Here is a 20,865-nt window from a genome sequence, read left to right as displayed (position 1 = left end):
CTGCGACCTGTGACAATCCGTTACAAAATTGCACGATCTCTAACACGCGTGGCATTCGGCTGTCACTCGGAAGGCATCAATCTACCCGGCATCGGAACAACATTTGAGAGGGATTGTCATGTTGTCGGCAAATAGCGCTGAGCGGGCCCAGAGTTACAATGAGGTTGTTGTTGCCTTCGATGCCGAACCGGTCTGTCTTCAATCATTATTCTCGAAGCAACCACTGGAGCAATTGGATGCCGGCGCAACGTTGTTCTTCGAAGGCGACCAGGCAAAACATCTCTTTGAGCTGGTGGAGGGGGTTTTACGCATTTTCAAGATCATGGCGGATGGCAGGCGCGTCATAACAGGCTTCCTCTATCCTGGCGATCTTGTCGGCGTTTCGCTCAGAAATCACTATCTCTATAGCGCCGAAGCCGTGACCCCTGTCAGATTGCGCCGTTTCTCCCGGAGAGCCTTCGAGGATACGGTCGGCAGTTCGCCGGAACTGAGGCCGCAGCTTCTTGCCCGTCTTTGCGACGAAATGGCGGCGGCCCAGGATCAGATGGTGTTGCTCTCCTGCAAGAATGCCGAAGAGCGGCTTTGCAGCTTCTTGCTGCGGCAGCTACAGCGGAAACGAGAACAGGATCGCTCGTGCGGTGTCGTTGATCTTCCGATGACTCGTCTCGATATCGCCGACTATCTGGGCCTCACGATCGAAACGGTTTCCCGAACCATGACGAGGTTGACAAACAAGGGTATCGTCAGCCCTGTGGGTCGCCATTCCATCCGCGTTTTAAAAGCCAGGATGCTTGCACATCTGGCGGGAGAGGGTGATGAATGCGACGATCGCTATTCGCCCGTCATTTCCTTGGATAATGCCCGGCGGCGCCATTAACCGAATGCAGATGGAAATTCGATGAACGATCGGTCGTCAGGACAGCAAGCCCCAGAAACCAGGTTGGACGAAATCGCCCAGATCCTCGATAGCGCGAATATTGTCGTGCACACCTTCGACGGAATCATCCGGAGGTGGACGTCGGGATGCGAGCGGCTCTACGGCTGGACCCAACAGGAGGCCATTGGCCAGGTGGTTCATGAGTTGCTGTCGACTATTTTCCCGGAGCCTCTCGAGGAAATCCGCGGCAAGGTCGCCCGGCAGATTGCCTGGCAGGGGGAGCTTGTGCATCTGCACAAGGATGGCAGGCCCATCGTCGTGACGAGCCGTTGGGTCGCGGCATCCTCTGACGATCCAGACGAACACGTCATTGTCCAAACCAATAATGACATCAGTCACTTAAAACAGATTCAGGCGGATTTGGCCGAGCGTGAGGCTCATTTGCGGTCAATTCTCGCGACCGTCCCCGAATCGATGATTGTGATCGACGAGTTGGGAGCGATCGCGTCCTTCAGCACCGCTGCGGAAAAGCTGTTTGGATATTCGGCAGAGGACGTCCATGGAAAAAACGTTTCGATGCTGATGCCTTCGCCGGACCGCGAGGCCCATGATGGATATCTCTCGCACTATCTGACAACCGGCGAGCGCCGCATCATTGGTTATGGTCGCGTCGTCAGTGGGCAGCGCAAAGACGGCACGGTCTTTCCGATGGAGTTGTCGGTTGGCGAGGCGGTCACCAACGGCAAGCGGATATTTACCGGCTTCATCCGAGATCTTACGAGCCGCCACAAGATCGAAGAGGAACTTCGACAATCACAGAAGATGGAAGCCATAGGCCAACTGACTGGCGGCCTGGCCCATGACTTCAACAATCTGCTGACCGTCATCAGCGGCAACCTGGAAATGATCGAGGCGCGACTGCAGGATACGAAGTTGCTGTCGCTGGTTGCCGAGGCACAGGCAGCGGCCGAGGACGGAGCCAAGCTGACCGCTCAACTCCTTGCCTTTGGCCGTCGCCAGCCCCTCAATCCCAAGCTTATGGACGTCGGTAGGTTCGTATCCGGCTTTTCCGATCTCTTGCGCCGCACGTTGGGCGAGGCGATCGAATTGCGAACCGTCATTACCGGTGCCGCGAACGAAGCGCTCGTTGATGGCTCGCAATTGCAAAATGCTCTCCTCAACCTTGCAATCAATGCACGGGACGCGATGCCCCGCGGCGGGCTTTTGTCGATCGAGATTTCCCGCCTGCGGCTGGATGCCGACTACGCCCGCATGTATCCGGAGGTCCGGACCGGTGAATACGTGTTGATCGCGGTGACCGACACCGGTGTTGGCATGTCGAGCGAGACAAAGGAGCGTGCCTTCGAGCCGTTCTTTACGACGAAAGGGATGGGGGCTGGCACCGGGCTTGGCCTCAGCATGGTCTATGGCTTTGCCAAGCAGTCAGGTGGCCTTGTCCAGCTCTATAGCGAGATCGGCCAAGGCACGAGCGTCCGTATCTTCCTGCCTGCCGAAAAGGCACGAACGGAAATGGAGCCAGTTCATGCAGACGACAGGAAGCCTGACATTATTCCAAAAGGCTTCGAGCGTATCCTCGTCGTCGAGGACGATGCTCGTGTTCGTCGCGTCACAGTCTCCCGTCTTCTCGACGCCGGATACAGTGTCATCGAGGCAAGCAATGGAACCGAGGCTCTCGCTCTTTTCCAGGAAAATCATGACATTGCACTGCTGTTTACCGATGTCGTGATGCCCGGCGGCATGGCTGGGGATGAGCTCGCACATAAAATCCGGGCCATGCGCCCTGAAATCAAGGTGCTGTTCACATCAGGATATGCGGAGCCCACGATCGCCGGGCGCGAATTGGCGGAGGCTGGCAGTTGGTTGAAAAAACCCTACACCGCCCGCCAGCTCGCCGTCCGTCTGCGCGAGCTCCTTGATTGACTGTCTGCCTCAAACGGCGGCGCTGTGGCGCGCCATGTCACGTGTCAGGTAGCGATCGAAGCGGGAGGCGATCGTGCGAACGAAAGGTTTTCCTTCCGGCTTCACCGAGAATGTATCTCCGTCGAAGGAAACAATAGCGCCTTCCAAAGCGGCAATTGCCGCCGCCTCGACGAGCAGGGAGCCGATCTCGGCTCCGAAAGCTCGCTTCAGATCGGAAATGGAGAAGGAGAAATTGCACATGAGGCTCTCGATCAACCTGCCGATGATGCGATCGGTAGGCGAAAGTGCGAAGCCGCGCATGGTAGGAAGCTCGCCGGCTTTGACCTTGCGGATATAGTCCGCTGCAGAAACCGAGTTCTGGACATAGCCTTGTGGCAGCCTACCGATCGAAGATGCTCCGAATCCGATCAGCGTCTCGGCATCGTCCGTCGTATATCCCTGGAAATTGCGTCTCATCCTTCCATCGCTGGCCGCGGCGGCAAGATTGTCGTCCTGGTCGGCGAAATGATCGAGACCGAGTGCGATATAGCCGGCTTCCGCCAATTGAGCAGCACCACCGCTTGCCATGTCGAACCGTTCGGCCGGACCGGGAAGGGTATCTTGATCGATAAGGCTTTGGTGTTTTTTCACCCAGGGAACATGCGCATAGCCGAAAAGCGCAATACGATTTGGCCGCATCGACACCGCAAGATCGATCGTCCGTCGCAGCGTCTCCGTCGTCTGCAGCGGCAGACCGTAGAGAATGTCGAGATTGATCGAGCCGACGCCGGCGTTGCGCAAGGCTCCCACGACGGCTTGTGTCTGCTCGAAACTTTGTGGCCGATTGATTGCCCTTTGAACGTCGGGATCGAAATCCTGGACGCCGAGGCTTGCACGCGTGATTCCCAAGCGGTGCCAAGCTTCGAGTTTGTCATGGTCCGCGTTGCGCGGATCGATCTCGACGCTGATCTCACAACCCGCATCAAGGTGGAAAGCACCGTCGAGTCTTGCACGAAGATTGTCGATGCCGTCAGGCTCGATCACGGTCGGTGAGCCGCCACCGAAATGAATGGCACTAACCCGTCGCCGACCGGAAAGTGCCGACGCGGTAAGCGCGATCTCAGCCCCAAGCGCGTCGAGATAATCGGCAACAGGATCGTAGCGTCGTACCTGCTTGGTATGACAGCCGCAAAACCAGCAGAGCTGATCGCAAAAGGGCACATGCAAGTAAAGCGAAACGGGTTTATGTGGATCCGTCTCGCCAAGCCATCTGGCATAGCACGCGCCGTCAATACCATTATGAAAATGCGGCGCCGTGGGATAGCTGGTGTAACGCGGCACGGGTTGGGCGTAGCGGGCAAGCGAGCTGGTGAACACGGGAGGGGTCTTTCAATAGATGAGGCAGAGGGATCGGTCGGCGGGCATGGGCCGGGCGACATACCCGGCCGCCCGGGCGCTATCCACGATTGTTCGTCTCGGTATTGTCGTCAGCGAGTTCGTACCACATGGCGTTGAGGACAGCGAATGCTGCAGCAAGAGGGAAGCCGAGAAGCCAGGCAAAATACCACATGCGAAATCTCCTTGCAGATCAGTAGGCGTGGCCGCCCTTATCGTTCACCGTCGCCTCGTCAACCTTGCCCCACAGCACGCGATAAACCCATGCGGTGTAGGCAAGCACGATCGGCAGAAAGATGACGGCGACGACGAGCATGATGAAGAGCGTCAGATGACTGGACGAAGCGTCCCAGACCGTGAGGCTGGAGCGCGGATCAAGTGAGGACGGCAAGATGAAGGGAAACATCGACAATCCGACCGTCGAGATGATGCCGAAGATGGCAAGCTTGCTGAACAGCAGCGCGGTCACTTCACGCCGCCCGAGCATGGCAAGCAAGGCCACTGCCGCACCCAGGAAACCGAGAGCCGGCGCGATCATCATCCATGGATGGCTGCCATAATTGGCAAGCCATGCGCCCGCGCTGTGTTCGACCGTCTTCAGAAGCGGATTGGATGGGCCTTCGACATCGATTGCACTGGCGATGCGATAGCCGTCTATGCCCATCCAAAGGAACAGGCCGCCGAGCGCGAAGAGCACGATCACAACCAGAGCCGCCACCATGCCAAACCGACGCGCGCGTTCGGCGACAACTCCATCTGTCTTTACGAGAAGCCAGGCGGCGCCGTGCATGACGAGCATGGCAACCGACAGCAGACCACAGAGGAGTGCATATGGATTCAGAAGCGCGAAGAAGGAGCCTTCGTAGAAGATGCGCATATCGCCGTCGAACCGGAACGGCACGCCCTGCAGCACGTTACCGACCGCTACGCCGAAGATCAGCGATGGAACGAAACCGCCAACGAACAAGGCCCAGTCCCAGCCCGCCTTCCAGCCGGCGCTATCGCGCTTGGAACGGTATTTGAACGCAACCGGCCGCAGGATCAGCGCCAACAGGATGGCGAACATGGCGAGGTAGAAACCGGAGAAGGACACGGCATAGAGCGGTGGCCAGGCGGCGAAGATAGCGCCGCCGCCGAGGATCAGCCAGACCTGATTTCCCTCCCAGGTCGCGCCGATCGAATTGATGGCGATGCGTCGCTCCGTATCCGTCTTTGCAACGAAGGGAAGGAGCGTGCCGACGCCGAGGTCGAAGCCGTCGGTGACGGCAAAACCGATCAAAAGTACGCCGAGAAGCAGCCACCAGATGATGCGCAGGGTCTCATAATCGATCAATTCATGCAGGATCATGGTGGTTCACTCCGCAGCCGGAACTAGGTTTTCGGAAATCAGCTTGGCCTCCGGCTCGTCATCCGCTTCGGGGCCATTGCGGATCGCCTTGATCATCAGCATCATCTCGATGACGATGAGGACGGTGTAGAGCGCGGCAAAACCGAGGATGGTGAGAAGCACGGTGCCGGCGCCAAGATTGGAGACGGCCGCAGCCGTTGGCAGCACGCCTTCGATGATCCATGGCTGACGGCCGAATTCCGCAACGACCCAGCCAAGTTCGATGGCGACCCAGGGCAGCGGAATGGCGAAGACCGCGATCCTCAGCAGCAGCGGATAGCGATCCAGTTTCCGGCGAGCCGAGAGCAAGAAGAAGACCGTCATCAGCAGGATGAAGAACATCCCAAGGCCGACCATGATGCGGAATGACCAGAAGAGCGTCGGCACATTCGGAATGGTGTCGCGAGCCGCTTGCGCAATCTGCTCCTCCGTCGCCTGGCGAGGATCGTCGACATAGCGCTTGAGCAGCAGAGCATAACCGAGCTCGTGGCCGATATCCTCGAAGGAGGTGCGCGCAGTGGCAACATCCTGCGAGACTTCGCCGGGCGTTGCCGGCTTGGCTGCGCGGATCTTCATCAGCGCGTCATAAGCCTTGATACCCTCCCGAATATGGTCCTTGGCCTGTTCCTCGAGCTTGTCGATGCCAGGGATTTCCGTCGTCAGCGATCGCGTCCCGATCAGGCCCATGGCCCAGGGAATGTGAATGGCATAATGGGTCTCGCGGGCCTCCTGATCTGGGAAGCCGAAAGCGGTGAAGGCGGCCGGCGCCGGTTCGGTCTCCCACATGGCTTCGATTGCCGCGAGCTTCATCTTCTGATGTTCGGTCGTCAGATAGCCGCTTTCATCGCCAAGCACGACGACCGAAAGCGCCGAAGCCAGGCCGAAGGATGCGGCAACCGTCATCGAACGCTTCGCGAGCTCGACGCTGCGGCCCTTCAGGAGATACCAGGCCGAGACACCAAGCACGAAGACCGAGGCACAGACATAGCCGGCCGAGACGGTGTGCACGAACTTCGCCTGCGCCACCGGATTGAAGACGACATCGAAGAAACTGACGATCTCCATGCGCATGGTCTGCGGATTGAGCGCCGAGCCAGCCGGGTTCTGCATCCAGCCATTGGCAATCAGGATCCACAGCGCCGAGAAGTTCGATCCCAGCGCCACCGCCCAGGTCGCGACCAGGTGGCCAACCTTCGACAGCTTGTCCCAGCCGAAAAAGAACAGACCGACGAAAGTCGCCTCCAGGAAGAAGGCCATCAATCCTTCGATCGCCAGCGGCGCGCCAAAAATATCGCCGACATAATAGCTGTAGTAGCTCCAGTTCATGCCGAACTGGAATTCCATCACGATGCCCGTTGCAACGCCGAGCACGAAGTTGATGCCGAAGAGCGTCCCCCAGAACTTCGTCATTTGCCGCCAGATCTGGCGGCCGGTCATGACATAGGTCGTCTCCATGATGGCAAGCAGCACGGAAAGGCCGAGCGTCAATGGCACGAACAGAAAGTGATACAGCGCCGTCATGGCGAACTGCAGGCGCGACAGCGCCACGATATCGAGTTCCATAGTCTTTCCCCACGCTCCAAAAGGTGGTTGATGCACCGCGGCCTTGAACGGCCTTGGCTATGATTGATCGGTCAGATGTCTCAGTCCTGCCTCAGTCGGGCGAGCACTGCATCAAATTCGGTTTCTCCCCGCCGCGCGGTCGCGACGATGCGGCCCTTCTCAAGAACAATGATCCGGTCGGCGATCTCGGCTTCACGGCGAATATGCGTGGCGATCATCAGTGAACGCCCGCGGCTGCGGTCGGCGATGCGGTGCATGACATCACGTCCGGTTTCGCGGTCGAGGCCTTCCGTCGGCTCATCGAGAAGCCAGAGCGGCGTATCGCGCAACAGGAGCCTTGCGAGTGCCAGGCGACGGGATTGCCCGCCGGATAAGCCAAGCCCGCTTTCGCCGAGGCGCGTGGAAAGGCCTTTGGGCAGGGCCTGCACGTCTGGCAGGAGGCCGGCATCCGCAAGCGCCGCGTAGAGCATCTCATCGTCTGCGTCCGGGGCAGCAAGGCGCAAATTATCTCGCAGACTGTCTTGGAACAGCTCCGTGCGTTGGGGGAGCATTGTCGCCGGAACGGTTTCGACCACGCCGCGTTCGATGGCGAGTTCGCCGGCTAGGATGGCAAGCAGCGTCGACTTTCCGGCTCCGCTCGGGCCTATCACCGCGAGATGCTCGCCCAGTGTCAGGGAAAGCGCGAGATCTTCAAGCGAAGCCACCGCCGCTGCGTCATGCCGTGCGGATATGCCGGAGAGCCGAACGGCCAAGCCCGCGGGCGGCATCTGATGCGCGGGGGCCCGGGCAACCTGTTCCAGACGCGGTGAAATGCGACGGGCAGCAAGCATGGTGCGGCCGAGTTCCAGCGCCCCACGGCGCAGCGCTGCAAAGGGTTCGAGCGCTGCAAGGGCCACCAGCAGGCCGAGAGCGGCAATCGGCGCACCGATAAGGCCGCGTTCTGCCAGGGCGGTGAGCGCCAGCAAAGTGCCGGACAGCAACGCGGCCGAGGCGAAGCCGAAGCCGGCGACAACACCGCTTTCGATCCGGTTCAGCGTATCATCTGCCTTTCGTAAACGATAATCGGCGACAGCGAGCGCCGCGCATTGTGCCTGCAATCTCCCGGCCATGAGGAGTTCGGTCTGTCCGGCGACGAGATCGATGGCACGCGAGCGCAGTGCTTCTATGGCGTGCGCCCGCTGTCGCGCCGGTTTCAGCGCCAGGCATCCCGCAAGGGCCGGAATGCCAAGACCGGCAGCGACAAGCCATAGGCCAACGAGCAGCCCGAACGGGACCGAGAGCAGCATCAACGCGATGCTGACCGCCAGGGCGGAGACGATGGCGACGGTAGCCGGCACCAGAACGCGCAAATAGAGGGAGTCGAGCGCATCGATGTCCGCCGTCAGCCGGAAAAGCAGCTTGGCAGGCCTCTGCATCAAAATCGTTGCCGCCCCAGGTGCTGCCCAACCGCGAAACAGATTTTCGCGAAGAGCGGCAAGAACGCCGAGCGTCGCGTCATGGGTCGTCAGCCGCTCGCCGTAGCGCGCGCCAGTGCGAAGGATCGCCAACAGCCTGATGCCGGCGGACGGGGCAAAGACATCAAAGGTAATGGCCGTCGCCGTCAGGCCGGCAAGCGACGTCGCCGTGATGAACCAACCCGAGAGCCCGAGCAGGGCGATGCCAGCGAGCACGGTGAGGGCCGACAGCAGCGCGCCGAGCAACAATACGCGTCCCCGCGCTGCCAGGAAAAGCCGACAGATGGGATAAAGAGTGGAGAATGTCGACGTCATGCGGCTTCCTCCCGGACCGATGCGTCGATATGGATTACCCGACCCATTCTTGCGGCCAGAACGGGGTCATGTGTGGCGACAACGAGTGTCCGCCCGCGAGCAATTGCCAATAACGCATCGGTGACTTCACGTGCGGTTTCGGTATCGAGATGTGCGGTCGGCTCGTCCGCGAGAATGATGTCAACATGCGGGGCCGCGGCGGCACGGGCAATCGCTAGCCGGAGGGCCTCGCCGCCGGACAGACCCGCCCCACCTTCGCCGATGGACGTGGCGCCGCGCTGGGTCACAATTCGCCGTAGATGGGCAAGGTCAATCGCTTGTTGTACCGCGCGCGGGCTGACTTCGGGGCGGCCGAGCGTGATGTTGCCGGTCATCGTGCCGGCAAAAATATGCGGCCGCTGCCCGATCCAGGCCATGCGCCGTCGGACCGCGGACGCGGAAATATCATCAAGCCGCCGCCCGCCGACGTGGATCATTCCACTCTGCGAAGGAACGAGACCGGCAATCATCGACAGCATGGTCGTCTTGCCAGCACCGCTTTCTCCCAGGAGAGCCACATGCTCACCGGCTGCGATCGTTAGGCCGAAATCATGGAAAACAGGCGTTTGTTCGGGCCGGTGCCGGAAACAGAGCCGACTGATATTGATTGAAGGCAATGTATGCTCGCGGCTGGTTTCCTCCACCTTTTCATCGCGCCGGCCCGGCAACCTCGTGCCAGCGCCGGATAGGGCGTCTAGAGCTTCCAGGGCTGCCTCTCCGGCCGCCCGGTCGTGCCAGACCGCCGACAGCTCTCGCAGAGGTTCGAAGAAGCTCGGAGCCAGCAGGAGAATGAACAGACCTTGGGTCAGGCTCAATCTGCCGGACCAGGTGCCGACATCGAGCGCGCCGAGCATATTGAAGCCGACATAGACGGCCATTGCGGCAACGCCCAGCGCGGCGAACAGCTCAAGCACCGCGGAAGATAGGAAGGCGATCCTCAGCACCGCCATGGTGCGCATCTTGAGCTGTTCTGCATCGGCCCGCAATCGCAAGGCGGTGAGATCGACGGCGCCGAGCGCGCGAATAGTGGCAAGGCCGCGCAGCCGGTCGAGGAGAAAAGCATTGAGTCCGCCGGTCTCGGCCAGTTGCTGTTCGCTTGACGCCTTGGCTCGCCAGCCGATCAGGGCCATGAACACGGGGATCAGTGGTGCCGTAAGGAGCAGAGCGAGGGCCGCTATCCAGGAGACCAACGCAACACAGATGAGGATGGCCGGTGGGACGGCACTTGCTTTCAGTCGCGCCGGCCGGAAGCGAGCAAGATAGGGTACGATGGCTTCAGCCTGCTCGGCGATCAGGCTGGCTGCGAGACCGGACGCTGGACGATCGCTGTCCAGTGGCGATCGGGCGGCGAGTGCCGCAACTGCAATATCGCGCCGCCGGCTCAGTTCTGCGCGCGCGGCTCGAAAAGCCAAACGTCCGCCCAAGGCATCGAGTCCGGCACGCAAGGTGCCAAGAAGAAAGACGAGCAGCACACTTACCGCCGTTGCCATCATGCTATGCCTGTCAGCGATCACGCCTATTCCACTGGCAAGCAAGGCTGCTTGAGGAATCCAGAGGAGTGACGCCAGCGTTTGCACGAGAGCGGCCCGTGACAATTTGGCACGCATTGTCCTTGGCGACCGGTCTTTTGTGGAAGACGGTGGGATTGAGCTGTAGGTGCGGTCGGTCTCCGCCTCTCGTTTGACTTGCGATCCCGTATTGAAGAATGCGGTGGTCATCGTGCCTGCCTCTTGTCGATGGGGTTGGCGCTCATGCGCGTGCCCTCGAGTAAACGGCGGGCGTCTTAGCTGCCTCGACAAGCCCGAGATGACTGGGAAAGGATTGGACGAGAGGCGCAGGGCTCATGGTGATTTCCGTCGCTTTAGTGCCTTTAGACGATTCTAAAACGCACTTCATCCGGTGCGAGATTTTTGGGTTGTCTGACCGTCTGCACGGTGAACTTGACGTTTAGTAACCTGCCCGTGACGCTTCAGCTTTGACCTAGGTCAACTTCGAGAAACTATGACAGACGGGTCTTGCTAGGCACGGTCTCCGTCGGTGCGGGAAACGTTTGGTCGTCACCAGCAGCCGATTTTGGGTGACCGAGGAATCCAGACGGCGGCCAAGGCAGGGCGTCGAGCTATTCGTTCGCCGCCCCTCCATGTCGTCTTTCTTGCGCCTATAGAGATTGCGTTGTTCAGACCGCCGGCATGGCAACGCCGAGATAGGGATCGATCCATGTGATGTGGTCGGTAACGGACTTGACGCCTGGCACGTTCTCCGCCGCCACCTTGGCGGCCAGTCGCTCTCTTTCGTCGAAGATTGTACCCGACAATTCGACGACGCCGTTGTGAACACTGACTTTTATGAAGCCATTCTGGCTCCAGTCCTGATGGGACAGCTCGGCAATGACGGCCTCGGCGATCTGATCGTCGCTGGCTTGTCCCTTCTCCTTTGGCAGCATGTTGGCCAGCGCGCGCAAGAGGTCTGATCGGCAGGCCATTCCGATCACTTTGCCTTGTACGACGACGGGCAAGCGCTTGACCCCATGCTTTTCCATCAGGTCGACGGCAACCGAGAGCGAGGCATTGGGAGCAATAGTGACAACTTCCGACGTCATCACTTCCTCAATGCTGCGGCCATGCGAAAGAACATATTCGTCAGCGAGCTTGCCGGGGCTGGTTAGAAACTCGAGCAGCCAGGGTCGCTTGCGCTCCGTGTGCAATTCCGAGCGGCGAAGGAAATCGCCCTCGCTGACAATGCCGACAATATTTCCGCCGGCATCAACGACTGGAAGACCGCTGATGTGACGGTCGAGCATGATCGTCGCCGCATCCACAACGGATGTTTTGGGGCTTACGGTGATAGCTGGTGCGTTCATGATTTCTTGAATGAGCATGGTCTTCTCCGGCGATGGATTGGTTTGCGGTGCCGATAGGGGTTGGGTTGTTCCATGCCGACAAGGTTACACAGCGCACGATTGCCACGCTTTGATCGACATCAAACGAGCGACGCTAGTAGCGATCATCGGCAAGCCGTTTTGTGCGACATTGAAGCGCCTGTTTAAGAGATACCCGGTAACTTCGATTGACCAAGGCTGGAGAGCTCCACTAGAAGCCTATTGTGGAACGAGCATCATCCCGGCTGCGACCGCCATCAAGGCGACCGTGCCCCAGCCGATGCATACGGCCCCTTTCCCGATTGTGTATGGACCCATGATCTTGCGGTTTGCCGCCAGCAGCAGAATGACGGCAATGAGCGGGACGGCGAGCAGACCATTGATCACAGCGCTCCAGAACAATGCGTTCATCGGAGTGATCGGCGAATACTGAATGATCAGCGCCAGCAGCACACTTATGGCGATCACGCCGTAAAAGCCCCGAGCGTCATTTGGACTGCGTTCCAGGCCGAATTTCCATCCCATGGCCTCGGCAAGTGCATAGCCGGCCGAGCCCGCGAGAACGGGCACGCCGATGAGACCGACGCCCAGTATTCCGAGCGCGAAGATAAGTGCGGCAAAGGGTCCGGCTAGCGGCCGCAGCGCGCTTGCTGCTTGCGCGGCGGTGTCGATCTGCGTGATGCCGGCGACATTGAGCGTCACGGCGGTCGCCAATATGATGAAGAAAGCCGTGAGATTGGAGTAGAGCATGCCACTCCATGTATCCCAGCCAATACGACGAAGTTCCTTGGGAGCTGTCGCACTGTCTCTGGACAAAGGCACTGAACCGGGAGCGGCATTCATCTCCTCCACCTCTTCCGATGCCTGCCAGAAAAAGAGGTAAGGACTGATCGTCGTACCGAAGACGCCGACGACGACCGCGGCATAGGTCGACGTCGGAGTGATCCTTGGCCAAATCGTCCTCAAGGCGACTTGCTGCCAGTCGATGTGGACGGTGAAAAGGACCGCCGCATAGGCCAGGAGCGAAATTGTCAGCCACTTCAAGAACGCGACATAGCGGTGATATGGGATGAAGACCTGAAGCGCGAGCGTTCCGAAAACGAAGAACATTGTCATCAGGTGCCGGTTGAAGCCTGTCACCAGCTCCGCGACCTCGCCCATGGCGGCAACATCGGCGGCGATATTCAGAATATTGGCGATCAGGAGCGAGAAAACGACGGCATAGAGGACCATCGGTGGAAATGCGGTCTTTATGTTCGCCGCCAGGCCCTGCCCAGTCACACGACCGATCCTTGCGCACGTCGCCTGGACGACCGCCATCATCGGAAATGACACCGGCATGGTCCATAGCATGTTCAGACCGAATTGCGCTCCGGCCTGGGAGTACGTGGCGATGCCGCTCGGATCATCGTCGGCGACACCGGTGATCAGGCCTGGACCCAAACTCGCGAGTGGGTGCTCTCGTAGGCGAGCAAGACGACCCGACAATCGCGATCGCCACGAGGATCGTCCAACGGTGACGAGTTCCTGACTCATTGGCCGCTATCTCGCGTCGTTGAAACGCTGACGGCGTCCGAAGGCAGGAGCGTCGTGCGATCGACATATCCATTGATTCCTCGAATTCCCTCGATAAGCGTTCGGATCGCCTTTTGTTGGATATTGGACTCGACGATTCCCTGGACTTGTACCTGGCCGTCTTTGACGGCGACGTCGATCTTGTTGCTATCAATCCCAAGATCCGCGGCCAGCCTGGTCTTGATGGCGAGCTTTATGGCGTCATCGCCCTTAGCGATGTGTCGACCAGGCGCGTCGATGACTAGATTGATCAAATCGCATCGACTGACGATACCGACAAGACGATGGTTGCTGATAACAGGAACTCGCTTGATTTTGTGAGACAGCATCAGGTTGCCGATCCGCCCGACATCCGTCTCGGGGGTAACGCTGATAACCTCACGGTTCATCGCCTCGCCAACCGACCAGCCGTAAATTTGAATATAACTGTTCAAACCATGCCGATCGTCTTGCTCTGGTCCGTCTTTGGCCGACGACGCCCAATTGTCGCCGACGCGTCGCATGAGATCCCCTTCGGTCAGGATGCCGCAGACCTCGCCATTGTCGTCAATCACGGGAAGACCGCTGATATCATTGGCGCGCAAGAGCAGCGCCGCGTTTCGGACGCTCATCGTTGGAGTGGCTGTGATGACATTCCGTGTCATGATGTCCTTGGCTTGCACGACGACTCTCCATCTTCACTTATGTTAGGGATTCCCGCTATAGTGACGCCCACGGAATCGCAGGCACGCCAGAAGCCGCTCGATGCCATCCTCAGGCATCGTTTCGGATTGATTCCAGAACGATCGCCTGCTCTTGGGCCGAGGCCAGCAATTCTTCCGCATATTCCTCAGCGGATTTCGTGTCGGTTCCGCACAGTCTGGCGTCATGGCATTTGCGATCGATGGCGTGCCGCATTGCTTTGACGAGATCTGCTCTCTCTTCGATATCGTGAAGACGTATCAGACGGGTGAGCGCCGTCTGCGCGATGAGTTCAAGAACCATCATGCGGCCCTCCACCTCGCCGAGGGAGGGAATGGCTTTAGAGGCTGCACCGCCCAGGCTGTCGCGTTTGGCTCTCAGCATTGGTTTGTTCCTTCATCGGTTTGGTTGCAGAAAGCAGTCTGCGGATATTCGCCGCTGCGGCATTGATCAGAATCAATGAGGGGAAGGATCTTCCCGACGAGACGCGGAGCGGCGTGGTGATGTGATCCGGCGATCTGTGCTTCAGGATAATTGCGTCTTGGAGGCAGGGCTGGTCGGTATATTCGCGAACTGGCTGTATGGACCATCCTCCGATTTAGAAGGGCCAAGCGCACGCAATGCATTCAGGATAACGGCGACATCGATGACTTCCTGAAGCAAAGCGCCGTGCAGCGGCGGTAAATAGCCGAATGCCGCGGCGATCATGCCGGCAACCGAAAGGCCAAGTCCCGCAACCACGCTCTGGCGGGCGATCGCAACAGTCCGGCGGGCGACAACAAGGGCGGCTGCTAAGGGATCAAGCCGGTCCACGAGCAGTACGATGCTTGCCGCCTCCGAAGAGGCCGCCGCCCCGCGCGCGCCTAATGCAACACCTACGTCGGCCGCCGCAAGTGCCGGCGCATCGTTGACGCCGTCACCCACCATCATCACCGGACCGAAGCTTTTAGCCGCAATAACGGCCTCCACTTTTGAAGCCGGTGTCTGCTCGCCGAGCACCTGTTCGATGCCGAGGATGTTGCCGACATGCGAGGCAACATCCAGGCGATCGCCGGAGGCAAGAACGATTTTCGCGATTCCGGCGCTGCGCAATCGCTGCAGAACGCCGATAGCCTCCGCGCGCACCGGATCGGCCATGATGATATTTCCCGCGACAACGCCGTCGATTGCGACTGTCACCGTCGCTTCACCGGATCGATGATGATCTTCAAGGTCTTGGGAAGTGCCCCGAACACTTCGGCTTTTCACAAAGCGGCTACCACCGATCACGACGCGGCGTCCGTCGACCATTCCTTCAAGCCCCAGTCCGCCGACTTCCTCGACATTGGTCGGCGGCGAGAGCCGCAGATTGCGCTCCTGCGCTCCCGTGATCAAAGCGGCAGCCATGACGTGGCTCGATGCTTGATCCAAGGAGGCGGCAAGACGCAACAACTCGTCCTTATCGATCCAAGCGTTGCAGCCGACCGCCACGATTTGCGCCTTGCCGTGCGTGAGTGTGCCGGTCTTGTCCAGGACAGCAACCCGTACGCGGCTTAAGGCTTCAAGGGCGCCACCGTCTTTGACTAGGCAGCCTATCGTGGCACAGCGCGAGATGCCCGACATGAGCGCGACCGGTACGGCCAGGATAAGCGGGCAGGGCGTGGCGATGACGAGAACGGCAAGAGCACGTCGCGGATCGTCGGACAGCAGCCAGGCCGTCAACGCTATCGCTACCGTCATAAGCAAAAATGCCAGGCCATAGCGATCCGCAAGGCGCGCCATCGGCGCCTTGCTTTTCTGGGCCGTCTCGACGAGGCGCACAACCGCAGCATATGTGCTTTCAGAGGCGGGGCGGAGTGCCTTGAGGGTAAAGACAGGACCTACCGATGCGCTGCCGCTGAGAACCTCTTCACCAGCTCGATGATCCACAGGGAGTGGCTCTCCCGTTAACGCAGACTCGTCAAGAATGGCGCGGGGAGACAGAAGAATACCATCGACGGGCAGCACTTCGCCTTGACGGATCATGATATGGTCGCCGGCAACAATCTTCTCGATAGGAGTTGGTTCCAACCGATCGCCAACATAGCGAAATGCAGTTCGTGCCACTCGTCCCATCAGTAACGTCATCTCACGGGCTGCGCGGCCGGACGCATATCCCTCCAGCATCTGTCCACCTGCATACATCAGCGCGACGACGTTGGCTGCAAGGCTTTCGCCAAAGCAGAGGGCGAACGCCATCGACAGGGCGGCGACGATATCCAACCCGAAATCGCCGTGATGCAAGGAACGGAAGGTCTGCAGCAACAACGCGCCCAGGATCGGCAAGGTGGCGAGTGCCCAGACAAGAGAGGCAAGCGCGACGTTGTCGATCAATATGAGGGTAAAGCCTGCCAAAAGCCCGAATGCCGCAATCAGCACCAAAGATGACCCACTGGTTTTTAGCAGGAAAACTACCGTGCTAGTCACGCTGGAGAATGTCATCCTTGGCTCCGGTGGCTGAGTTTGTATCCGATATGACGTTGCACTCGATCGGCCGATTAGAACCGTTTCCTTCGATCAGACATTGATCCGCCTCAATGCGACCCGTCCGAGAGATGCGAATTTTATGAAAAGCCGCGAATAGATCGCTTCTTCCGCTCCGCAGTGCGATTCATGGTGTGTTGGTCAAATCTCGAGCGCATATTTAATCCGTCGTGAATAGTCCAGCGCACGTAGAACATGCGTCGGTAATCGTCGTGCTTCCGAGAATTTTATCGCCCTGTAGTCGGCTCTGGTTCCGATCTGCGTGTTTTGGCTATGATTGCCGAGTTCGACGATGTTTTCTCTCACCGTAAGAATATTGGCGCCGTGGTCCCACCCACGTTCCAAGGCGACATCAAAGGGGAGGATCATGGTCCGCATTGCTGAGGCAATCGCCCGCGCACCGTTGCGGGTGACGATGTAGCATGCGGCGGATCCCTGGGGACCGTGCAAACAACGGCCGATCTCATCTCCAGAAATCGTCGTGGTGAGCAGCCGGAACCCGCGGATCCTGTGGTTGAACAGCTTGACGATGTCAGCGGTCGGCGCCGCGGCAAGTATCTGCGAGGTCCGCTCCAGCAAATCGCCGACGATTTCCACGTCGTCCTCGATAACGATGGATGCCTCGAACGTGCTGGATAGGAACATGTCCACGGCGCGCAGGTGGCTTCGGTAGCAGCCGTACTCGCCCGGCAGTAATTGTCTACCGCCATGTCTGAAAAAACTGGCGTGATCGACGTCGACATAGCCCGTGGGAGCGACACTATGCCCGTCAATGGCGGGAACCCGTATGATATGAATACCATGGGCGAGTGCCTGCGAGCGGATAGCTTTCCACCTGTCAACACATCTGGCCAGGTTAATGACATAGACACCGAGGCTCTCGGGTAAAACAACCATTGATCAGTCACCCCTGCTCCCATCCGTCAATGACAAGGGTTTTGTGCGGGTTCCTGAGGAAAGGCTGTCCATTCTTCGTAAGAAGGCATGCTTCAGCAAAAGCCACGTCAATTGCCGAAGACGACATATAAAGCGCGACGCTTCCAGCCATGCGCGATAGGGCTGAACAGTCACGTGGCGCCATCGCCGCAAATGATAGGTTCGGCGTTTGGCCTGGATCTGGGACGGCAATCCGGTATCCTGGTTGATCGGCACGGGAAAGACAAAAGCGGCCTTCAGGCCCGCCAGATATTCAAGGTCGAAGGCAAGATCGAACGGCAAACGCATCGGAACGAGCTTTTCGACAAACCACGTGGCGGCTCGCCGGTTGAGCAGATAGGCGCCCGATCCTTTCTCGCGAGTAAGCGCCACGGCAAGGGAGCGTTGGGACGTCAAGTCGGCAAACGGGTATTTGCGACCGCGATTGACCGTCGAAAGCCGCAGGATGTCCCAATCGGCGTTCGCCTCGATTGCGGCCCTCAAGAGTTGTTTCAAGTCGGCGGGAAATTCGAGATCATCCTCCAGTATCAGGGCGAATTCTGACTCCGAGGCAAGCAGGCGCTTTGCGCATTCAATATGGCTGAGGTAGCAGCCGACCTCTGCGAGATTGCCCATTCTTCCATGCAGAAGTCTGTAGGCTCCCTCGCGGAAGTCCTTGATGGGCAATTCAAGCGCTTGTCCGTCGACGGCGGCAACTCGTTCGAACGGCAGTTGTATACTATCGAGCTTGTCCCGCATGGCGGACAGCCGATAAGCAGCACGGTCGAGATTGATGAGGTAAGTCTTCATGGGAAGATCGCTAAGATCTTTGTCATTCATGCTGGGCGCTCGTTCCGACAGGAATGGTGGCGATTGTGTTTGTCGGAGCGGACATTGTTTGGCCTGGCTTACGGGCGGCTTACAGAAACTTGTCAAAAAAGTGAAAATAGCCCTCAGGTTGGATTTCCGGCGCAAGTTTAGCTGGAGCGCCCAGCCCATCGCCCAGGCGGGAGTGATATGGAGGCTTTTCTCGTTCGCCTGCCGCCGGGATATCGAATTGGACATCGCGACCCGCGATGCCGCGGGATCGAGGCGGGTGCCGCAAAACGGATGCCAAGAGGCGTGCCTCGAATTCGCCAAGAACAAAGAGGCTTTTGCGCTTAAGTCACCCTACGGATCAACGCCAAAGTTTTGGACTGGCTCATGCGCGTGCTGCTCGTTGAAGACAATGCCAAGCTCGCATCGCTGACAAGCGAGGCAATGCGTTCGCATGGCTTTGCTGTCGATTGGGTCGGTTCAGCCAGCGATGCCGAGGAGGCTATCTCCACGATCAGCTATGAGGCGGTCATTCTCGATCTCGGCTTGCCAGATCGCGACGGCTTGTCCTTGCTCGAACCTGTGCGTCGCCGGGCGCCCTCAACGCCTATTCTCATCCTGACGGCGCGCGATGCCGCAAGTTCGATTATCGATGCGCTCGACAGCGGTGCCGATGACTATCTCGTCAAGCCCTTCGTTATGGGCGTGCTGATCTCGCGCGTTCGTGCCTTGATGCGTCGCCCAGCCCTCCGCCACGATACGATCCTTAGCGAGCGCAACGTCCATCTTGATCTTTCACAGCATGTTGCCAAAGTCGGGGAGACCGAACTGCAGCTCAGCCGCCGCGAGTTTGCCGCGCTGGAATTGTTTCTTCGGAGATTCAACAGGGTCCTCTCCAAGGGCGAGGTCGAGGAATCGATCTATGGCTTCGGCGAGGAACTGAACTCCAACGCGGTCGAGGTTCTCATCCACCGATTGCGTAAAAAGCTCCAGGCTGCGGGCGCTGCGATCGATATTCATAACATGAGAGGTGTCGGCTATATGCTGACGGAGGGACGTTCATGACATTTCGCCGACTGACGCTATTCAGGCGCCTCGTCGTTGCGATGTCTATTGTCGCACTGGTTGCAGTCTGTGCGAGTGTTCTTTTCTTGTACGTCCGTTTTCAGGCGGCCAACGATGCTTTTCGTGAAGAGACGCTCTCGACTTTCGCGCAAGACATGCAGCGCCAGTTCACCTCGGATCCGCAACTTACAGGCGGGCCGGCAACTGCCTTGAAAGCCCGAATCAACGAACTGGGTGGACAATTCGCCATAGTGACCGATACAGGTAGGGTTCTTGCCAGGTCGGAGACGTTGGAGCAGCCATTAGTTCCTGTCTCAAAGCAGGAAGTTCGGTACTTTTTGCTCCCGAGTCACGGCAAGGTCAGGGCCCTTTTTGGCATCTCAATGCAGCTTGATGGCACTAATCCCATGCATTTCGTGCAAATCGCCTTCCCGCGGGAGCACGTCATTTTCGATACCGTGTTGGAGGAGTTCGTCACTGACATCGCGTGGATATGGATCCCATTCGTTTGTCTTCTTCTCCTGGTCAACATCCTCGTGCTGAAGTTCGCGCTGAAGCCATTAAGCCAGGCGGCGGAGGAGGCACGGCAAATCGGGCCCTCCAGCATAGCCGCGCGACTGACGGAAACCCGGATGCCGGAGGATGTGCTGGCGTTGGTGAGCGCGGTCAACGAGGCGCTTGATCGGTTGCAGGCGGGTTTTCTGTCACTTGAGCAGTTTTCGAGCCATCTTGCCCATGAGCTCCGGACGCCGCTCGCGATTATCAAGGCTCGCCTTGCGCTCTCGCAAGATGCAATCGCACGGAAAGTCGAGGAAGATTTTGAGGGTGTAGAGCGACTGGTCGGTCAATTGGTCGATCGCGTCAGGATCGGTGGCCTGCATTTTGAGGCGAGCGACCGGGTCGATCTTGGTGATATCGGACAGCGGGCAGCAGCATTCCTTGCGCCGGTCATTCTTTCCAAGGGCCGCGACATCGAATTGCAGTCGCCCTTAGAGCCCGTCGTGGTTAGCGGCGCGTTTGATTTCATCTTTCGAGCCCTGCGCAATCTTATTGAGAATGCACTGAACCACACGCCTCCGGGCACGACGATCAGGGTGACGATCTTTCAAGGCGGCATCACGGTCTCTGATTCCGGCCCAGGATATCCCGTCCGATGGCTCGAGCCGGCGGCGGTTGTCGGCAAACCCGACAGCGGAGCAGGTGGTCTCGGCCTTGGCCTGTCAATCGTGAAGGAGACAATGATCGCCCACGGAGGCGATCTCAAACTCACCAATTTGCCGGAGGGTGGAGCATCCGCGACCATGGAATTTCCAATCCATCGGAAAGCGGTCTGAGAATGGAGCTTTCATGTTCCGCAAAGATTATCTTGGCAGAAAGCTAGGGCTTGGCAGTCGTCGGACCTGCTGATGCAGCTCCTTGCCCGGGTTTACTGAGCTCCGGCCTTTTTTGGAATGGCCACCAGTTCCTTGACCTCGATCAATGC

Annotated in this window: 17 protein-coding genes; 4 read left to right on the top strand and 13 right to left on the bottom strand. The window is 58.9% G+C overall.

Annotation, left to right across the window (positions count from 1 at the left end; all coding sequences use genetic code 11):
• The first annotated feature begins 118 nt into the window (after positions 1 to 118).
• On the top strand, positions 119 to 877 hold the full coding sequence (locus FBZ97_RS19510) for a helix-turn-helix domain-containing protein (RefSeq protein ID WP_113355807.1): 759 nt from the start codon (positions 119 to 121) through the stop codon (positions 875 to 877).
• A 21-nt stretch (positions 878 to 898) separates the two neighbouring features.
• Positions 899 to 2,818 carry a PAS domain-containing sensor histidine kinase gene (locus FBZ97_RS19505; RefSeq protein WP_113391331.1) on the top strand — a complete coding sequence of 640 codons (1,920 nt, stop codon included), beginning with the start codon at positions 899 to 901 and terminating at the stop codon, positions 2,816 to 2,818.
• Between the two features lie 9 nt (positions 2,819 to 2,827).
• Here the strand turns inward: FBZ97_RS19505 and hemN are convergent, their stop codons facing one another.
• From hemN to FBZ97_RS19440, 13 genes are all read right to left on the bottom strand, one after another.
• Positions 2,828 to 4,174 (bottom strand): oxygen-independent coproporphyrinogen III oxidase, encoded by a 1,347-nt coding sequence (hemN, locus tag FBZ97_RS19500; RefSeq protein WP_113391332.1) that lies wholly within the window; start codon positions 4,172 to 4,174, stop codon positions 2,828 to 2,830.
• Between the two features lie 79 nt (positions 4,175 to 4,253).
• Positions 4,254 to 4,367, bottom strand: coding sequence for a cytochrome bd-I oxidase subunit CydX (gene cydX, locus FBZ97_RS19495; protein WP_113391333.1), 114 nt, complete (start codon positions 4,365 to 4,367; stop codon positions 4,254 to 4,256).
• Between the two features lie 18 nt (positions 4,368 to 4,385).
• Positions 4,386 to 5,540: a cytochrome d ubiquinol oxidase subunit II gene (gene cydB / locus FBZ97_RS19490; protein WP_145321126.1), complete on the bottom strand. Its 1,155-nt coding sequence runs from the start codon at positions 5,538 to 5,540 to the stop codon at positions 4,386 to 4,388.
• 6 nt (positions 5,541 to 5,546) lie between these two features.
• Complete coding sequence (locus FBZ97_RS19485; protein ID WP_145321128.1) at positions 5,547 to 7,142, bottom strand: cytochrome ubiquinol oxidase subunit I; 1,596 nt, start codon at positions 7,140 to 7,142, stop codon at positions 5,547 to 5,549.
• Positions 7,143 to 7,222: 80 nt separating this feature from the next.
• Positions 7,223 to 8,911 (bottom strand): ATP-binding cassette domain-containing protein, encoded by a 1,689-nt coding sequence (locus FBZ97_RS19480; protein ID WP_113388850.1) that lies wholly within the window; start codon positions 8,909 to 8,911, stop codon positions 7,223 to 7,225.
• Entirely contained in the window at positions 8,908 to 10,668 is a 1,761-nt protein-coding gene (cydD, locus tag FBZ97_RS19475; RefSeq protein WP_145321130.1) for a thiol reductant ABC exporter subunit CydD, read from the bottom strand. The genes FBZ97_RS19480 and cydD overlap by 4 nt, the downstream gene beginning before the upstream one ends.
• Before the next feature lie 458 nt (positions 10,669 to 11,126).
• Entirely contained in the window at positions 11,127 to 11,828 is a 702-nt protein-coding gene (locus FBZ97_RS19470; protein WP_113353526.1) for a CBS domain-containing protein, read from the bottom strand.
• A 219-nt stretch (positions 11,829 to 12,047) separates the two neighbouring features.
• Positions 12,048 to 13,364, bottom strand: coding sequence for a divalent metal cation transporter (locus FBZ97_RS19465; RefSeq protein ID WP_113353525.1), 1,317 nt, complete (start codon positions 13,362 to 13,364; stop codon positions 12,048 to 12,050).
• On the bottom strand, positions 13,361 to 14,065 hold the full coding sequence (locus tag FBZ97_RS19460) for a CBS domain-containing protein (RefSeq protein ID WP_113353524.1): 705 nt from the start codon (positions 14,063 to 14,065) through the stop codon (positions 13,361 to 13,363). The genes FBZ97_RS19465 and FBZ97_RS19460 overlap by 4 nt, the downstream gene beginning before the upstream one ends.
• A 91-nt stretch (positions 14,066 to 14,156) precedes the next feature.
• Entirely contained in the window at positions 14,157 to 14,468 is a 312-nt protein-coding gene (locus tag FBZ97_RS19455; protein WP_145321132.1) for a hypothetical protein, read from the bottom strand.
• 141 nt (positions 14,469 to 14,609) lie between these two features.
• Positions 14,610 to 16,544: a heavy metal translocating P-type ATPase gene (locus FBZ97_RS19450; RefSeq protein WP_113388845.1), complete on the bottom strand. Its 1,935-nt coding sequence runs from the start codon at positions 16,542 to 16,544 to the stop codon at positions 14,610 to 14,612.
• Between the two features lie 183 nt (positions 16,545 to 16,727).
• A complete protein-coding gene (locus FBZ97_RS19445; protein ID WP_113353521.1) occupies positions 16,728 to 17,483 on the bottom strand; it encodes a glycosyltransferase family 25 protein in 756 nt (251 codons plus the stop codon).
• A gap of 3 nt (positions 17,484 to 17,486) precedes the next feature.
• A complete protein-coding gene (locus FBZ97_RS19440) occupies positions 17,487 to 18,341 on the bottom strand; it encodes a glycosyltransferase family 25 protein (protein ID WP_113388844.1) in 855 nt (284 codons plus the stop codon).
• Between the two features lie 363 nt (positions 18,342 to 18,704).
• Here FBZ97_RS19440 and FBZ97_RS19435 point away from each other — a divergent pair, with 363 nt between their 5' ends.
• Positions 18,705 to 19,382, top strand: a complete 678-nt coding sequence (locus tag FBZ97_RS19435; RefSeq protein WP_145321134.1) for a response regulator transcription factor — start codon at positions 18,705 to 18,707, stop codon at positions 19,380 to 19,382.
• On the top strand, positions 19,379 to 20,716 hold the full coding sequence (locus tag FBZ97_RS19430; protein WP_145321136.1) for an ATP-binding protein: 1,338 nt from the start codon (positions 19,379 to 19,381) through the stop codon (positions 20,714 to 20,716). The genes FBZ97_RS19435 and FBZ97_RS19430 overlap by 4 nt, the downstream gene beginning before the upstream one ends.
• Positions 20,717 to 20,865: the final 149 nt, after the last annotated feature.

Source organism: Rhizobium sp. ERR 942 (genome assembly GCF_007828395.1).
Lineage (GTDB): Bacteria > Pseudomonadota > Alphaproteobacteria > Rhizobiales > Rhizobiaceae > Rhizobium > Rhizobium dioscoreae.
The sequence above is the reverse complement of the archived record's forward strand: the minus strand, read 5'-3'. Positions and strand labels throughout refer to the sequence as shown.